The organism is Frateuria sp. YIM B11624, assembly GCF_049727805.1.
GTDB lineage: Bacteria > Pseudomonadota > Gammaproteobacteria > Xanthomonadales > Rhodanobacteraceae > Frateuria_A.
This window is the reverse complement of record NZ_JBCNYA010000049.1, coordinates 1-16,059: the sequence shown is the minus strand read 5'-3', so window position 1 is coordinate 16,059 and position 16,059 is coordinate 1. Positions and strand designations below refer to the sequence as shown.

Sequence of the window (16,059 nt, the reverse complement as noted above, 5' to 3'; positions counted from 1 at the left end):
GCTCTTACTTCCCCTCTCCCCTTCGGGGGGAGGGTGAGGGTGGGGGGCCGGGGCTCGCCTTGAGAGCAATCAGAGCCTCGCTCGATTTTCCTTTGCCGCAAGACCCGCCCCCTCACCCCAACCCTCTCCCCGCAGGGGAGAGGGAGCGAAAAGCGGCGATAATGGCGCGATGACTTCCATGACTTTCGAACTGCTGGCCCGCGACGGCGTCGCCCGCCGCGGCCGCCTAGCCTTTGCGCGCGGCACGGTGGAGACGCCCGCCTTCATGCCCGTGGGCACCTACGGCTCGGTCAAGGCGATGACGCCGCGCGACCTCACCGAGCTCGGCGCCGAGATCATCCTGGGCAACACCTTCCACCTCTACCTGCGGCCCGGCCTGGAGATTGTGGAGAAGTTCGGCGGCCTGCACCGCTTCATCGGCTGGAACAAGCCGATCCTCACCGACTCCGGCGGCTTCCAGGTGTTCTCGCTGGCGCACAAGCGCAAGCTGGCCGAGGAGGGCGTGACCTTCGCCTCGCCGGTGGACGGGTCGAAGGTGTTCCTGTCGCCGGAAGTGTCGATGAAGATCCAGACGGTGCTGGACTCGGACATCGCGATGATCTTCGACGAGTGCACGCCTTACCCGGCGACGGAGAAGCAGGCCGCGGACTCGATGGAGATGTCGCTGCGCTGGGCCGAGCGTTCGCGCCGCGCCTTCGACGAGCTGCAACGTGCCCGTTCCAGGCCGCCCAACGCGCTGTTCGGCATCGTGCAGGGCGGCGTGTACGAGCCGCTGCGCCGCCGCTCGGCCGAGGGCCTGGTCGGCATCGGTTTCGACGGTTACGCGGTGGGCGGCCTGGCCGTCGGCGAGCCGGAGGCCGAGCGCAACCACACGCTGGACTTCACCGTGGGCCTGCTGCCGCAGGACAAGCCCCGCTACCTGATGGGCGTGGGCCGGCCGGAGGACATCGTCGAGGCGGTGCGCCGCGGCATCGACATGTTCGATTGCGTGATGCCGACCCGCAACGCGCGCAATGGCTTCCTGTTCGTGCCCGAGGGCACCCTGCGCATCCGCAACGCCAAGTATGCCGACGATACCCGCGTGATCGAGGAAGGCTGCGACTGTTATGCCTGCGCCAACGGCTTCTCGCGTGCCTACCTGCGCCACCTGGACCGCTGCAACGAGATCCTGGCGAGCCAGTTGGCCACGCACCACAACCTGCGCCACTACCAGCGGTTGATGGCGGGCCTGCGCGGCGTGATCGCCGCCGGCACGCTGGAGGATTTCGTCGCCGCGTTCTACGCCCGCCGCCGGGGTGCGGCGATTTGAAGCCCCCCGAGGGGCCGCCGGGGCGGGGCGGAACTTTCCGCCCATGGCGCCTTTCCCAAGGCGCGCTGCTTGCAAACGCGACCCCGTGCCGCCATGCAGGAACGCGTGAAGCTGCCGTGCATGCCCTGGGGGCGCATGGCATAATCCAAGACCTTTTTCTTGGCGGGGGCGGAAATTTCCTGTCCACGCCGCTACTTGCAGGATGAAACGATGAGTCTCCCGATGTCCCTCATGCTGGCCCAGGCGGCCCCCGCCGCTGCACCGGGCAACCCGCTCTTCAGCTTCCTGCCGCTGATCGCGCTGTTCGTCATCTTCTATTTCCTGATGATCCGCCCGCAGATGAAGCGCCAGAAGGAACACCGCAACATGGTGTCGGCGCTGGCCAAGGGCGACGAGATCGTCAGCAACGGCGGCATCGCCGGCCGCGTCGAAGAGGTGGGCGAGAGTTTCCTCACCGTCGAGATCGCGCCGAACGTGAAGATCAAGCTGCAGAAGGGCGCCATCTCGCAGGTGCTGCCCAAGGGCACGCTGAAGTCGTCCTGATCCTTCCGGCCAGCCAGGCCATCCGCCGCGGCCGAGGGGGCCGCGGCGTTCGCAGTAACGAGAACGGGCTTCCCAGGCATGAGTGACTTTCCACGCTGGAAATACGCGCTGGTCGCGTTGGTATTGCTGTTCGGCATCATCTACGCCTTGCCCAACGCGTTCCCGCCGGTGCCGTCGGTGCAGGTGCTCGCCACCCACGGCGCGCCGCTCGATGCCTTGGTCAAGCAGAAGGTCGCCGACGCGCTGACGGCGCAGAAGGTGGTCTACAGCGGACTGGCGATCGAGGGCGACCACCTGGTGGCCGACTTCCCTAACGCCGACGTGCAGGCCAAGGCGGCCGACGTGGTCAAGGGCGCGCTGGGCGACAACTACACCGTCGCGCTCAACCTGGCCTCCACCGTGCCGGGCTGGCTGCGCGCCATCCACGCCAACTCGATGCCGCTGGGCCTGGACCTGCAGGGCGGCGTGCACTTCCTGATGGCAGTGGACCAGAACGCGGTGGTCGACAAGCAGGAAGAACGCTACGCCGACGACATCCGCAGCCTGCTGCGCGAGAAGAACATCCGCTACGAATCGGTGACCCGCAGTGCCCAGCGCGGGCAGGGCATCGGCGTGGTGCTGCGCTCGGCCGCCGACCGCAGCGCCGCCACCGACGTGATCACCACCGAATACCCCGACCTGCTGGTGCGCGACGGCGCAAGCACCGGCGACCGCTTCCTGCTCACCGCCTCGGTCAAGCCGGAGAAGCTGCGCGAGCTGGCGCTGGCGACCATCCGCCAGAACACCGCCACGCTGCGCAACCGCATCAACGCGCTGGGCGTGTCCGAGCCGCTGATCCAGCAGCAGGGCGAGGACCAGATCGTGGTGGAGCTGGCCGGCGTACAGAACCCGGCCGAGGCGAAGAAGGTGATCGGCGCGATTGCGACGCTGGAGTACCGCGCCGGCATCGGCTTCCCCGGCGATCCGCGCGCCGTCGAGGCCGCGCGCACCGGCAATATCCCGCCGGAAGCCAACCTCTACTACGAGCGCGGCACCAACCGCCCAGTGCTGGTCAGCAAGCGCATCATCGCCACCGGCGACGAGCTGGTGGACGCCTCCTCCGGCGTCGACCAGCAGAGCGGTACGCCCAAGGTGGACGTGACCCTGAGCGCCTCCGGCGCCAAGAAGATGCTCGACTTCACCAGCGCCAACGTCGGCAAGCCGATGGCGGTGGTGTACGTGGAGACCGTCTACGACACCAAGATCGTCGACGGCAAGGAAGTGCACGTGCCGCACACCACCCAGGAAGTGATCAACGACGCGACCATCCAGGGCGTGTTCGGCAAGCAGTTCCAGACCACCGGCCTGGCCAGCCCGAAGGAAGCCTCCGAACTGGCGCTGCTGCTCAAGGGCGGCTCGCTGGCCGCACCGATGAACATCGCTTCGCAGTCCGTGATCGGCCCGAGCATGGGCCAGGACAACATCCAGAAGGGTCTGCGTGCCGTGCTGCTGGGCCTGGGGCTGGTGCTGCTGGCCGCCGCGATCTACTACCACCTGTTCGGCCTGGTGGCCGACATCGCGCTGTTCTTCAACCTGGTGATCCTGGTCGCGGTGATGTCGATGATCGGCGTGACCCTGACGATGCCGGGCATCGCCGGTATCGTGCTGACCCTGGGCATGGCGATCGACGCCAACGTGCTGATCTGCGAACGCGTGCGCGAGGAACTGCGCAACGGCTCCAGCCCGCACGCGGCCATCCGCGCCGGCTACGACAAGGCCTGGGCGACCATCCTGGACGCCAACGTCACCCACCTGATCGCCGCCCTGGCGCTCACCACCATGGGCTCGGGTCCGATCAAGGGCTTCGGCGTGACGCTGCTGATCGGCATCCTGACCTCGATGTTCACCTCGGTCACCGTGACCCACGCGATCACCGCGTTGATCCACGGCAACCGCAAGCTCAAGACCCTTTCGGTCTAAGCACTTATTGAAGAGTGCGGCCATGGATGGCCGCTTTTGCCCCGGAGACGGACCTCCGTACAGAGAACCTCAATGGAAATCTTCAACCACAACAGCAATGTCCCGTTCCTGCACTGGCGCAAGATCAGCATCGTCATCGCGGCGCTGCTGATGATCGCCTCGATAGGGCTGCTGCTCACCCGCGGCCTCAACTACGGCCTGGATTTCACCGGTGGCATCTCGGTCGAGGTCAAGTACGACAATACGATCGACATCGGCGACGTGCGCAAGGCGCTGGACGAGGCCGGCATCGAGAACCCGGTGGTGCAGAGCCTGGGCGGTTCGCGCCAGGTGCTGATCCGCCTGCAGCCCAAGGCCGACGGCAAGGACGGGGCGGCCGCCCCGGGCGAGGGCGCCTCGTCGCGCGCCGACAAGGTCGCCGCCAGCGTGATGGCCGCGCTCAAGAAGGAGCGCCCGGACGCGGTGGAGAGCAGCCACAGCTTCGTCAGCCCCCAGGTGGGCGACGAGCTCAAGAGCGACGGCTCGATCGCGGCGATCTTCGTGATCATCGGCATCGGCGTGTACCTGTGGATCCGCTTCGAGCGCCGCTTCGCGATCGCCGCGCTGCTCACCGAGGTGCACGACACCCTGGTGACGCTGGGCGTGATCTCGCTGGTGCAGCGCGAGTTCGACCTGACCGTGCTGGCTTCGGTGCTGGCGGTGATCGGCTACTCGATCAACGACAAGGTGGTGGTGTTCGACCGTATCCGCGAGCTGTTCCGGTTGGCGCGCAAGGCCGATCCGGAGGAGATCCTCAACCGCTCGATCAACACTACGCTGTCGCGAACCATCATCACCTCGCTGTTCACCGGCATCACCATGGCCGCGCTGTTCTTCATCGGTGGCCCGCAGGTGCACGGTTTCGCGATCACCATGCTGATCGGCATCGTGGTCGGTACGCTGTCCTCGATCTTCGTGGCCAGCCCGATCCTGCTGTGGCTGGGCGTGTCCAAGAAGGACCTGATGCCGCAGACCAAGGACAACCCGGAACTGGCACGGCGGCCCTGAGCGCCGCCCAGGCTTTCCGCCAGGAGCCCGGCCCAGCGCCGGGCTTCTTTTTTGGGGCCGCGCAACGGTGAACGGGAACTCGTTTCCGGCCGAACCGGACCGTTCAATTTTTCCTCCGCCCGACCGATAACCCGGAGTGCTTGCTAGGCGTCGCGCGCCCGGAGTTTGAAATGCTGGTTCTGGTTGGAACGTTGGTCGTGCTCGGCTGCGTGCTCGGCGGCTATGTGATGTCGCATGGGCAGCTGATGGCGCTGTGGCAGCCCTACGAACTGCTGATCATCTTCGGTGGTGCGATCGGCGCGTTCCTGGCCGCCAATCCCGGCAAGATCGTCAAGGGGGCGCTGCGCGACGTGGCCGGCCTGATGAAGGGTCCGAAGTACCGCAAGCAGGACTACGTGGACCTGCTCGCGCTGCTGTACGACATCTTCGGCGTGATGCGCAAGGAAGGCGTGCTCGGCATGGAGCCGCACATCGAGGACCCGCAATCGAGCTCGGTGTTCTCCGCCTACCCGCGGCTGCTGGGCGAACACCACCTGGTCGAGTTCATCACCGACTGCCTGCGCCTGATCGTCGGCGGCAGCATGGAGGCGCACGAACTGGAGGCGCTGCTCGATGCCGAAGTGGAAAACCATCACGCCGAGGCCGAGGCGCCCGCACAGGCGGTGGCGAAGATGGCCGACGGCCTGCCCGGCTTCGGCATCGTCGCGGCGGTGCTCGGCATCGTCACCACCATGTCCAACCTGGGCGGCGACACCTCGCGCATCGGCGCGCACATCGCCGGCGCGCTGGTCGGCACCTTCCTGGGCATCCTGCTCTGCTACGGCTTCGTCGGACCGCTCGCCGCGGCGATGGAAAGCCGCGTGCGCGAGGACGGCAAGGCCTTCGAGTGCGTCAAGGTGGCGCTGCTGGGCAACCTGCGCGGCTACAACCCGAAGGTGTCCGTGGAGTTCGCGCGCAAGGTGCTGTCGGCACAGTCGCGCCCGAACTTCCAGGACCTGGAGGATCACCTCAAGGGCGCCCGCGCCGGGGCCGGCGCATGAGCGAGGACGGCGGCCCGCCGATCATCATCAAGCGGGTCAGGAAGAAGACGCACGGCTACCACGGCGGCGCCTGGAAGGTGGCCTATGCCGACTTCGTCACCGCGATGATGGCGTTCTTCCTGGTCATGTGGATCCTCGGAGCCGGCACGCGCGAGCAGAAGGCGGCGATCTCCGAGTATTTCCGCAACCCGAGCATGACCCCCGGCAACGCCACGGTCGCCCCGCCGGGCCAGATGGGTCCGGGTGGCGCCAGCGACGCAGCGGTGCAGCTCGGCGGCGCGATGGATCTTTCCCACGGCCCCGGCAAGGACCGCCACAATGGCCCGCCGGGCGCTGCCTCGAAAGAGGAAATCGACAAGCAGGCACGCGCGCAGGAGAAGGCGCGCCTGCAGGAGCTGATGCAGCAATTGCACGCGGCGATCCAGAACAGCCAGGCGCTGGCGCCGTTCAAGGACCAGTTGCTGCTGGACATCACCTCCGAAGGCCTGCGCATCCAGATCGTCGACAAGCTCAACCGGCCGATGTTCGACCTGGGCAGCGCCAAGCTGAAGGACTACACCCGCGCGATCCTCGGCGAGCTGGGCACCTTCATCAACCGCGTGCCCAACCGCATCAGCATCACCGGCCACACCGACGACGCGCCTTACATCAACGAGCGCGACTACAGCAACTGGGAGTTGTCTACCGACCGTGCCAATGCGGCGCGCCGCGCGCTGCTGGCCGGAGGCATGGACAAGGGCAAGACCGCGCGCGTGGTGGGCCTGGCCGCCTCGGTGCCGTTGGACAAGACCCATCCGGACAACCCGATCAACCGGCGCATCAGCATCATCGTGATGACCAAGGAAGCCGAGGCGGCGGCGCTCTCGCAGGACGTGGTCGACAGCAAGCCGACACCGCCGAAGGGGCCGCCGACGGCGGCCGTGGCGACGCCATCGGCACCGTCGACCGGCATGCCTGTCGCCAGCGAACCCGCCGGCACCGCCCCGGCCGGCATGCCGATCGCGGCGACGGTGCTCCCGGTGCCACCCACGCTGCGCCCGGCCGGCCGTTAGTAACGCGCTCTCCCTCTTCCTCCAGGAAGAGACCTCATGCCGAGGTCACTACGCTGGCTGGCGAGCGGTGTCCGCTTTGCTCCCTCTCCCCTCGGGGAGCGGGCTGGGGTGAGGGGCCGGGGCTCGCGGCAATCCCCCGGCAGCACCTTGACGCGCTTCAGACCGGCACGATGGCGAGTTGGTCGCAAGAGCGCCCCTCACCCAACCCTCCCCCTCCGGGGAGAGGGCTCAATCCGAGCTCACTACGCTGGCTCACGAGCGGGTATCCGCTTTGCTCCCTCTCCCCTCCGGGGAGAGGGCTGGGGTGAGGGGCCGGGGCTCGCGGCAATCCCCCTGCAGCGCCTTGACGCGCTTCAGACCGGCACGATGGCGAGTTGGTCGCAAGAGCCCTCACCCAACCATCTCCCCGAGGCGAGACGGCTCAAGCCGCCTCACTCCTCCTCCACCTCCGGCAACGGCACGGCGATGTGGCAGGCCAGGCCGCTCTCCCGGTAGTCGATGCTTACCGCACCATTGCGCGCCGGGTTGAGGCTGCGCTCGATCAGGCGCATGCCGAAGCCCTTGTGGGTCGGCGGGCGTACCGGCGGGCCGCCGTGTTCGATCCAGTCCAGGTGCAGGATGGGCCGGCCGTTGGACTCGCCCACGCACCAGTGGATGCGCACGCCGCCGCCACGGTCGCCGAGCGCGCCGTACTTGATCGCGTTGGTGGCCAGCTCGTGCAGCGCCATGGCGAAGGACAGTGCGTTCTGCGGCGACAACCGCACCCGCGGTCCGGCGATGTCGAAGCGCTCGCTGCCGCGGAAGTCATGCGAGCGCGCCATCTGCTCCACCAGATCGCTCAGCAGCGCGCTGTGCCAGTGTTCGCGGGTGAGCACGTCGTGCGCGTGCGAAAGCGAGATCAGGCGTGCGTTGAACACCTCGGCCGCGCTTTCCACCGAAGAAGCCCCGTTGAAGGACTGCACCGCCAGGGACTGCACGATCGCCAGGGTGTTCTTCACCCGGTGGTTGAGCTCGTTGATCATCGTGCGCTGCTGTTGCTCGGCGAGCTTGCGCTCATGCACGTCGACCATCAGGCCGGCGAAGCAAGTGGGGCGGCCTTCCTCGTCGTGCTCGCAGCGTCCGGAGGCCTCGACCCACAGGTAGCTGTCATCCGGCTGGCGGATGCGGTACTGGTTACGGTAGGGCGCGCCCTGATGGATGCTCTCGTCGATGCGCACTTCCACCTCCGGCAGGTCGCGCGGATGGATGCGTTCCAGGAAGGTCTCGACGGGCAGCCCGGCCGCCGCCTGCGCGGGGTCGAGCGAGAACGCGTGGGCAAAGCGATGGTCGCCGGTGACCCGGTTCGCCTGCACGTCCCACAGCCAGGTGCCGATCACCGCGCCGGCATCGAGCGCCAGTTCGACCTGCTCGCGCGCGCGGTGGTAGGCGCGCTCGGCATTGACGCGCGCGGTCGTTTCCACCACTACGGCAAGGAAGCCGCGCGGCACGCCGTCGGTGTCGCGCAGCGGGATGTAATCGAGGTCGAGCCACACGTCTTCCGGATGGCCGTTGCGGAATAGCACCATCGGCTGGTCCTTGTAGGAAAGCGGATTCCCCGCCAGCGTCGTGTCCAGCACGTGCTGGTTGAAATCGGCAACCTCGGGCCATGCCGCCCGCACGTTGAGCCCGAGCAGGTAGGGATGGCGCGCCCCGGCGAATACGGCGTAACCGTCGTTGTATATCAGCTGCGCGTCCGGACCCCACGCCATCACCATCGGCAGGTTGGAGGAAAGGGTGATGTCCACCGCCGTGCGCAGCGCCTGCGACCATCGTTCGATCGGGCCCAGAGCGGTTGCTCCCCAGTCGTAGGCGCGCACGCGCTGGAGCATTCCCGGTTCGGATTGGGTCCGTCCGTTTTCGTCCATGAGCCGTTTTCTTGGTTGTTTTCTGCCCACTATAGGCACGGCCCATGTAGGCCATGTCATCGACGTGCGAGTCAGCGACAGCCTGCTGACTGGCGCCACGGGCGGCCGGCGGTGGGAGCTTACCGCCTGCTGCGGCGGGGCGGCCCGGTCACCGCTCGCAAGTTCGCGTTTCCGTGACCGCGTCGGCTAGCGGCGCAGGCGTGCGTCCAGGTCGGCCAGGCGGGCGGGGGTTCCCACGTCGGTCCAACGGCCGCGATGGTGTGCGCCGTGCGCCCGACCGGCGGCCATCGCCGCGCGCAGCAGCGGCGCCAGCTTGAAGCGCGGGGGCGTGGCCTCGGCACCGGACGTGTCGCCGATCGTCGCGCGCCAGTCCTGCAGCAGCTCGCGCCGGTAGATCCCGATGCCGCTGAAGGTCAGGCGCGGCGTGCCATCGGCGTGCAGCCGCCCGTGCGCGTCCAGCATGAAGTCGCCGTCCGGATGGTGGGTGGGGTTGTCGACCATCACCAGGTACGCGAGTCCTTGCGGTTCCGCAGGCAGCGCGGCGTAGTCCACGTCGCTGTGGATGTCGCCGTTGACTGCGATGAACGGCGCCTCGCCCAGCAGCGGCAGCGCGTTGAGCATGCCGCCGCCGGTTTCCAGCGGGGTCGGGCCCTCGTATGCGTAGCGGATGCGCAGGCCCCAGCGGCTGCCGTCGCCCAGCGCCTCGGGAAACTGTTCGGCCAGGTGCGAGGTGTTGATCACCACGTAGTGCACGCCGGCGTCGGCGAGCTTCTCCAGGTGCCACGCGATCAGCGGCTTGCCGCCGGCCTGGAGCAACGGCTTGGGCGTGTGGTCGGTGAGCGGGCGCATGCGCTCGCCCAGGCCGGCGGCGAAGATCAGCGCGTGCCTCATGCGGCGGCCGGCGCGGTGATGTCGCGCCCGCCCACGCAACGCTCGACCAGCGCGGCGAAGTCCGCCAGTTCGGGATAGCGTCGCGAAACGTCCAGCACGTAGCCGAGCACGCGCGGCAGGTCGGCGAGGTAGCCGCGCTTGCCGTCGCGATACCACAGGCGGCAGAAGATGCCGAGCACCTTGAGGTGGCGCTGCAGCCCGATCAGGTCGAACCAGCGGCGGAAATGGTCGCGGCCAACCGTGGCATCGAGCAGGCCCGCGTGCTGCGCGCGCTGGCGGTAGTGTTCCGCCCACTGCGCCACGCGCGCCTCGTCCCAGGCGATGTAGCAATCGCGCAGCAGCGAGGCGAGGTCGTAGGCGAGCGGGCCGTACAGCGCGCCCTGGAAATCGATAATGCCAGGGCTCAAGAGCCCTGGCGCGATGACGCCCGGGTTCCACAAAACGGCCGGATCATCCGTCGGCGGCTCGACGACCAGCAGGTTACGGCTGTGGAAGTCGCGGTGCACGAACACGCGCGGCTGCTCGGCGGCGTTGTGCAGCAGCACGGTGAACGCCTGCTCGATCACGTCCCACTCTTCGCACTCGGGCGTGTAGCCCAGGTGGCGCTGCAGGAACCATTCGGGCATCAGCTCCAGCTCACGCTGCAGGAAGGCGTGGTTGTAGGGCGGCAGCGAGGCGCCGTCGACGCCGGCCTGGATGCGCAGCAACGCGTCCATGGCCTGGCCGTAGAGCGCATCGGCGCTGGCTTCGTCGAGCGCCGGCAGGTAGAGCCGGTGGCCCAGGTCCTCGATCAGCAGGAAACCCTGCGCCAGGTCCTGCGCCAGCACCGCCGGCACGTGCAGGCCGGCCGCGCGCAGGCGCCCGCCGATCTCGACCCAGGGCGCGGGATCTTCCTGTGCGGGCGGCGAGTCCATCACGATCACGCTGCCGCCGTTGGCGTGCGCGCGCCAGTAGCTGCGGAAGCTGGCGTCGGACGAGGCGGGCTCTAGCGTGAGCGAGGGATCGCCGAGCGCGGCACGCGCCCAGGCGAGACGGTCGGCAGCGCGGTCGGGGGTGGCGGTCATGGGCGGGTCGGTCGCGGGCATCGCGTCAGCTTAGCGAGGCGACGCGCGCGCGGTCCATGGGAAGGCTCGGCTGCCGGCGGGCAAGGGTTCATCCCGTGAGACTGGGCTTTGCGATACTCGTGGCCGGCAGGTCCTGCCGACTGCCTCGCACATCACCACCTGGAAACCCGCCCGCATGACCCGACGATCCGGAAGCGCCGACCTGCCGCTGCATGGCGGTCGCGTGCCGCGCTGGCTGGCGGACCGGATGACTCGGCTGGGCGCGCTGATGGCCGAGGCGATCGTGCGCGAGTACGGCCGCGACGAGTTCCTGCGGCGGCTGGCGCATCCGTTCTGGTTCCAGTCCTTTGGCGCCGTGATGGGCATGGACTGGCATTCGTCGGGCATCACCACCAGCGTGATCGGTGCGCTCAAGCGCGGGCTGGAGCCGCTGTCGGCCGAGCTCGGCATCCACGTCTGCGGCGGGCGCGGCAAGCACTCGCGCGCCACGCCGGGCGAGCTGGTGGCGATCGGCGAGAAGGTCGGTTTCGACGGCGGCGCCCTGGCGAGCGCAAGCCGGCTGGTGGCGAAAGTGGACAGCGCCGCGGTGCAGGACGGCTTCGACCTCTACCTGCACGGCTTCATCGTCAGCGACGACGGCCAATGGGTAGTGGTGCAGCAGGGCATGAACGGCGAGCGCCGGCAGGCGCGCCGCTACCACTGGCTGTCGGAGAACCTGACGAGTTTCGTCGACGACCCGCACGCGGCGGTGGACGGGCCGGGGCAGGGACGCATCGTGAACCTGGCCGATCGCCGCGCGCAGGCCTCGCGCCTGGCGCAGTTGGAGCTGCTGCAGGCGCTCGGGCCCGATGGCATCGCGCGCGAGTTCACGCGGATCGAAGGCAAACCCGCGACGACCTCCGTCGAAGCGCCGCTGCAGCTCGGTCTGCTGCCGCACCTGGTAATGCCCGATCACCATGACGTGCGCGGCAGCGACGTGGTTGCGCGTCGCCTGCACGGCGCGCTCGCCGCCGCGGCGGAAAACGGCCCTCGCGATTTCACCGAACTGCTGCAGGTCCCCGGCGTGGGCGCCCGCACCGTGCGCGCGTTGGCGATGGTGGCCGAAGTGGTGCACGGCGCGCCGTGCCGCTTCAGCGATCCCGCGCGCTTCTCGCTGGCGCACGGCGGCAAGGATCGCCACCCGTTCCCTGTGCCCACGCGCGTCTACGACCACACCATCGGCGTGCTGAAGTCCGCGGTGGAAAACGCGAAGCTCGGACGCGACGAGCAACTCGCGGCGCTGAAGCGGCTGGACGAGCAGGCGCGCCGGCTGGAGCAGCACGCCAAGGGGCCGTCGGTCGCGCAGTACATCGCCGAGGAGCGTCAGCGCTCGCACGAATACGGCGGGCGCAGCGTGTTCGGCTGGGAGCCGCCGGCGATGCAGCCGGCCGGACGGAAGAAGGCCTCCTAGCTTCGGGCGCGGGCTCCGGGCCGCCGCCTCCCGCGGGGCGTGTGCGGGACTTCGCCTGCCTGGCCAACGACATCACTGCCGGTGGATTTCGCCGTCGCCGATGCCAAGGCACAGCCGCAACCACGGTAGATGGGACCAGGTCCGCCGAAGCGCGATGGCCGATGGTTTCACGGGTACGGCGGGATCGTCCGCCGGCGGTGCGGCCCGGACCAGCCGGCGCGCGAGGCGCCAGTCGCTGCAATGGCCGTGCAGGAACAGCAGGTCGGTCCACAGGGAAGTCATGGCGTTCTCGCAAGAGGCGGGTTGCAGTGCGTGGCGATCAATCGAGCGTGTCGCCGCTCAAGGCGGTGGCGAGCATCGAAGGGCGCTCGCAGAAGCGCGCATACCAGGCCGCCAGCCGTGGCCGCCCTGCCTGGAAATCGTGGACGTGGCGGAACTCGATCCAGCTCAGGGTGGTTGCCACCGCGATGGCGCCGAGGTCCGTCGCAAGTCCCTCGTCCATGTGCGCCTCGAGGTAATCGCACGCGGCCACGATCTTCGCCCGTTGCCCCTCGCGCATCGCCGGCCAGCGCAGCGCTTCGGGGCGGCGTTCGGCTTCCCAGCGCACGGCGATGCCGGCATCGGCCATGCCCTGGGCGAGCGCCTGCAGTTGCAGGGTGCGATAGCGCGCGACCGCATCGGTCGGAATCAACCTCGACCGGCCGTCGAGGTGATCGAGGTATTCGCAGATGACGTTCGAATCGAAAAGCGTCAGACCGGTATCGATCAGCACCGGCACCTTGCCCAACGGGTTGAACGCGAAGACCTCGTCGTTGCGGCGGGTCGGGCTGGTTTCGTGGTGGATCACCTCGAGGCGGTCGGCCATGCCCAGTTCGTGGGCGGCCACCAGCACCTTGCGGGCGTAGGGCGAATGGGTCTGGTAGAGCAGCTTCATGCAGTTCTCTGCGGGCGATTGAGGGTTTCAGGGGAACAGGCGCGTGCGCAATGCGTCGGAGATGTTTCCGCCGCTCAGCACGGTGGCGATCCGCCGACCGGCGTAGCGCTGCGGGTCGGCCAGGATGGCGGCCACGCCGACCGCACCGGCCGGCTCGACGACCAGGCCCAGATGGCGATGGATCAGCCGCATGGCCTGGAGGATCTGCGGTTCGGACACGGCCACGGTGGCATCGCAGCAGGCGCGCAGGTGGGGGAGCATCGACGCGATCGGCACGCGCACGGCGATGCCGTCCGCGATGGTCTGGGCTTCCCTGGTGGTGATCGCCCGGCCGGCGTCGATGGACAGCTTCATCGCCGGCGCGCTTTCGGCGACCGCGGCGACGATCTCGGCCGCGGGCGCGAGCTCGCGCAATACGGTGCCGATGCCGGCGAGCAGCGCGCCGTTGCCGACCGGCACGATGGCCGCATCGAACGTGGCGTCGCGCAGCAGCTCCAGCGCGAGCGTGCCGGCGCCCTCGGCGATCGCCGGCTCGGCACCGTCCTCGACGAAGCGCACGCCGCGAGCCATGGCATGCTCGCGTGCGGCTTGCTTGGCGGCATCGAAGTCGTGGCCCTGCAGCCGGACGTCGCCGCCGAAGAGGCGCATGGCCTCGATCTTCACCGGATTGGCCTGGGTTGCCGCGAACACGATGCAGGCGTGGCCGCGGCGCGACGCCGCCCGCGCGAGGCCCTGGCCGAAATTGCCGGCCGAGGCGCAGCAGACCGTCTCGCCCGGGGCGAGCGCCGTGGCGCAGAACAGTTCCGTGCCGCGCCCCTTGAACGAGCCGAGCGGATTGGCCAGTTCGACCTTCGCCAGCAACTGGCAGCCGAGCGCCGCATCGAGCGCGTCGTCACGGGCTAGCGGCGAATCGAGGAACACCGGGTCGATATGCCGGGCCGCCTGCAGGGTCCGGCTGAAATCTGGAGCGAGGTTCACGGGGTGGTTTGCCGTGCAGTGGGTACGGCGACCTATGCTAGGGTCCGCCCGCGCGGCGCGGCCGCATTGCGCGCCGGCAAAGCGGGTTTTCCCCCCGATCCACGAGGCGTTCGCGCGGCATGGCCATCGAACTGGACAAATTCGACCGCGGCATCCTTGCGATCCTGCAGGCCGACGCGCGCCGCTCGGCCGAGTCGATCGGTGCGCAGGTCGGTCTTTCGGCGTCGGCCGTGCAGCGGCGGCTGGCTCGGCTGCGCGAGGAGGCGGTGATCGCCGCGGAGGTCGCCGTGGTCGATCCGCGGCGCGTCGGTCGGCCGCTGACCGTGATCGTGGACGTCGAAGTCGAACGCGAGCGTCCGGAACTGCTGCATGCGCTGAAGCAGTGGATCGGGGCGGAGCCAGCCATCCAGCAGGCCTGGTACGTGACCGGCGAGGGCGACTACGTGCTGATCGTCACCGCGCGGGATATGGAGGAGTACGAGGCGCTGACCAAAAGGCTGCTCGAGGACAACCCGAACGTGCGCCGCTTCCACACGCGGGTGGCGCTGGGCACGCTCAAACGCGGGCTGGCGTTGCCGATGGAGCAGGCGCTGCCCTGAACCTGCGGCGCCGCCCGGGCAGGGCCCGGTCCGGTTCCGGCTTTCACGTTGGCTGCCGTGCCAGGCCCGTCAGCGCCGCGAGGCTTGCGCCAGGCAGCGCTGGTAGCGGCCATCGACGCGCCTGGCGAACCACGCAGTGGTGAGCTTGCGGGTGATCTTCGGGCTTTCCAGCCGAATGCGCGGCAGCATGGCCCGCGGCAGCGGCTTGCGCGCGGCGGCCTCGGCCAGCTCGAACACGCGCGCGTACAGGTCGCTGCGGGCGAAGTCGGGGCTCTCGCCCTGGGCAAGCGCGTCGTGGATTTCGCCCGGCTCCATGTCGAGCCGCCGCGCCAGCGTGCGCACGGCACGTTCGGTGGCGCCCACGCCGCCGTCGTAGCGCACCAGGTCGCCGTCGACGTCGAGCGGAATGCCCGACGCCACGCTCACTGCGTTCTGGAACGCGGCGTTGCGGCTGGCGTACCAGCCGGCGTTGTAGTCGGCGAAGCGGTAGAGCATCTGCGGATAGTCGGCCGGGTAGCCGAGCAGGTGCGCGATGCCGAAGTACAGGCCGCCGCGGCGGCTGAACACCTCGTGGCGGATAGAGCCGTCGACCGGATACGGGTAGTCGTGCGAGCCGACGTAGTCCTCGGCGAAGGCCACGCTCACCTGCATCGGTCCGCCCGTGTGCACCGGGTTGTCGTCACCCAGCAGGCGCTTGCCCAGCGGCACCATGCCGATGAAGTCCTCGTACAGCCGGCTCAGCTCGCGCTCGGTGCGCACCGCGGCCAGGCGGTCGCCGTAGCTCTTGCCGTCGGGCGATTTCAGCGCGAGTGCGGCGCGTACGAGGAACTGCGGGACGTGGTGTCCTGCGGCACGACGGTCGATCTCCCTGCGCGCGATCGTCCCCAGACCGGGCACCACCGGGTCGGCGTGGAAGCCCGATTCCTGCGCGGCGACCGCGAGCGCGGCGCACAGGTTGCCGTCGGTCGGCGGGATGTCCAGCGCGGCGAACGCGGCGTAGGTATCGGCCGCCCAACCGGCGCGGTCGGCGGTGTCGGCGGGCAACAGGCGCGCGATCTGCGCGCGCACCTCGGCCGGGCGGCGCTGCGGCGCTTCCACGTGCGGCCGCGCACAGCCGCCGAGCAGGGCGAGCAAAGCAAGCAGTACGACCGGTCGGGAAAGCGCACGCATGTCTCTCATGCTGCCGTAGCGCCCGCCAATGGCGACTGAAGCCGACACATCTGCCGCGAGACCGTAGGGTGGGCTTCAGCCCACCGCACGCCGCAAGCCGACGGTGGGCTGAAGCCCAC

Annotated in this window: 15 protein-coding genes; 8 read left to right on the top strand and 7 right to left on the bottom strand. The window is 69.0% G+C overall.

The window, feature by feature from the left end:
- Positions 1-169 precede the first annotated feature (169 nt).
- The 6 genes from tgt (at position 170) to motB (ending at position 6,950) form a co-directional block, all read left to right on the top strand.
- The gene (gene tgt / locus AAIL17_RS17600; RefSeq protein ID WP_424684128.1) at positions 170-1,309 is read left to right on the top strand and encodes a tRNA guanosine(34) transglycosylase Tgt; all 1,140 of its coding nucleotides are present in this window, start codon (positions 170-172) and stop codon (positions 1,307-1,309) included.
- Between the two features lie 210 nt (positions 1,310-1,519).
- Complete coding sequence (yajC, locus tag AAIL17_RS17595; RefSeq protein WP_424684127.1) at positions 1,520-1,852, top strand: preprotein translocase subunit YajC; 333 nt, start codon at positions 1,520-1,522, stop codon at positions 1,850-1,852.
- A 78-nt stretch (positions 1,853-1,930) separates the two neighbouring features.
- Positions 1,931-3,811, top strand: a complete 1,881-nt coding sequence (gene secD, locus AAIL17_RS17590; RefSeq protein WP_424684126.1) for a protein translocase subunit SecD — start codon at positions 1,931-1,933, stop codon at positions 3,809-3,811.
- 72 nt (positions 3,812-3,883) lie between these two features.
- Positions 3,884-4,858, top strand: a complete 975-nt coding sequence (secF, locus tag AAIL17_RS17585) for a protein translocase subunit SecF (RefSeq protein ID WP_424684125.1) — start codon at positions 3,884-3,886, stop codon at positions 4,856-4,858.
- 170 nt (positions 4,859-5,028) lie between these two features.
- Positions 5,029-5,898, top strand: coding sequence for a flagellar motor stator protein MotA (gene motA / locus AAIL17_RS17580; protein ID WP_424684124.1), 870 nt, complete (start codon positions 5,029-5,031; stop codon positions 5,896-5,898).
- On the top strand, positions 5,895-6,950 hold the full coding sequence (motB, locus tag AAIL17_RS17575; protein WP_424684123.1) for a flagellar motor protein MotB: 1,056 nt from the start codon (positions 5,895-5,897) through the stop codon (positions 6,948-6,950). Before motA ends, motB begins: the two co-directional genes overlap by 4 nt.
- A gap of 431 nt (positions 6,951-7,381) precedes the next feature.
- Here the strand turns inward: motB and AAIL17_RS17570 are convergent, their stop codons facing one another.
- From AAIL17_RS17570 to AAIL17_RS17560, 3 genes are all read right to left on the bottom strand, one after another.
- The gene (locus tag AAIL17_RS17570; protein ID WP_424684122.1) at positions 7,382-8,818 is read right to left on the bottom strand and encodes a sensor histidine kinase; all 1,437 of its coding nucleotides are present in this window, start codon (positions 8,816-8,818) and stop codon (positions 7,382-7,384) included.
- Between the two features lie 222 nt (positions 8,819-9,040).
- Positions 9,041-9,745 carry an N-acetylmuramate alpha-1-phosphate uridylyltransferase MurU gene (gene murU, locus AAIL17_RS17565; RefSeq protein ID WP_424684121.1) on the bottom strand — a complete coding sequence of 235 codons (705 nt, stop codon included), beginning with the start codon at positions 9,743-9,745 and terminating at the stop codon, positions 9,041-9,043.
- Positions 9,742-10,809 carry an aminoglycoside phosphotransferase family protein gene (locus tag AAIL17_RS17560; RefSeq protein WP_424684120.1) on the bottom strand — a complete coding sequence of 356 codons (1,068 nt, stop codon included), beginning with the start codon at positions 10,807-10,809 and terminating at the stop codon, positions 9,742-9,744. Before AAIL17_RS17560 ends, murU begins: the two co-directional genes overlap by 4 nt.
- 175 nt (positions 10,810-10,984) lie before the next feature.
- Here AAIL17_RS17560 and AAIL17_RS17555 point away from each other — a divergent pair, with 175 nt between their 5' ends.
- Positions 10,985-12,259 (top strand): DUF763 domain-containing protein, encoded by a 1,275-nt coding sequence (locus AAIL17_RS17555; protein ID WP_424684119.1) that lies wholly within the window; start codon positions 10,985-10,987, stop codon positions 12,257-12,259.
- Positions 12,260-12,331: 72 nt separating this feature from the next.
- Here AAIL17_RS17555 and AAIL17_RS17550 read toward each other — a convergent pair whose 3' ends face one another.
- The 3 genes from AAIL17_RS17550 to AAIL17_RS17540 are packed head-to-tail and all read right to left on the bottom strand — an operon-like array spanning position 12,332 to position 14,171.
- Positions 12,332-12,541 carry a hypothetical protein gene (locus AAIL17_RS17550; protein ID WP_424684118.1) on the bottom strand — a complete coding sequence of 70 codons (210 nt, stop codon included), beginning with the start codon at positions 12,539-12,541 and terminating at the stop codon, positions 12,332-12,334.
- A 37-nt stretch (positions 12,542-12,578) separates the two neighbouring features.
- On the bottom strand, positions 12,579-13,193 hold the full coding sequence (locus AAIL17_RS17545) for a glutathione S-transferase family protein (RefSeq protein WP_424684117.1): 615 nt from the start codon (positions 13,191-13,193) through the stop codon (positions 12,579-12,581).
- 27 nt (positions 13,194-13,220) lie between these two features.
- Complete coding sequence (locus tag AAIL17_RS17540) at positions 13,221-14,171, bottom strand: threonine ammonia-lyase (protein ID WP_424684116.1); 951 nt, start codon at positions 14,169-14,171, stop codon at positions 13,221-13,223.
- Between the two features lie 119 nt (positions 14,172-14,290).
- Here AAIL17_RS17540 and AAIL17_RS17535 point away from each other — a divergent pair, with 119 nt between their 5' ends.
- Entirely contained in the window at positions 14,291-14,770 is a 480-nt protein-coding gene (locus tag AAIL17_RS17535) for an Lrp/AsnC family transcriptional regulator (RefSeq protein ID WP_424684115.1), read from the top strand.
- A gap of 69 nt (positions 14,771-14,839) precedes the next feature.
- Here AAIL17_RS17535 and AAIL17_RS17530 read toward each other — a convergent pair whose 3' ends face one another.
- On the bottom strand, positions 14,840-15,940 hold the full coding sequence (locus AAIL17_RS17530) for a DUF1615 domain-containing protein (protein ID WP_424684114.1): 1,101 nt from the start codon (positions 15,938-15,940) through the stop codon (positions 14,840-14,842).
- Between the last annotated feature and the right edge of the window lie 119 nt (positions 15,941-16,059).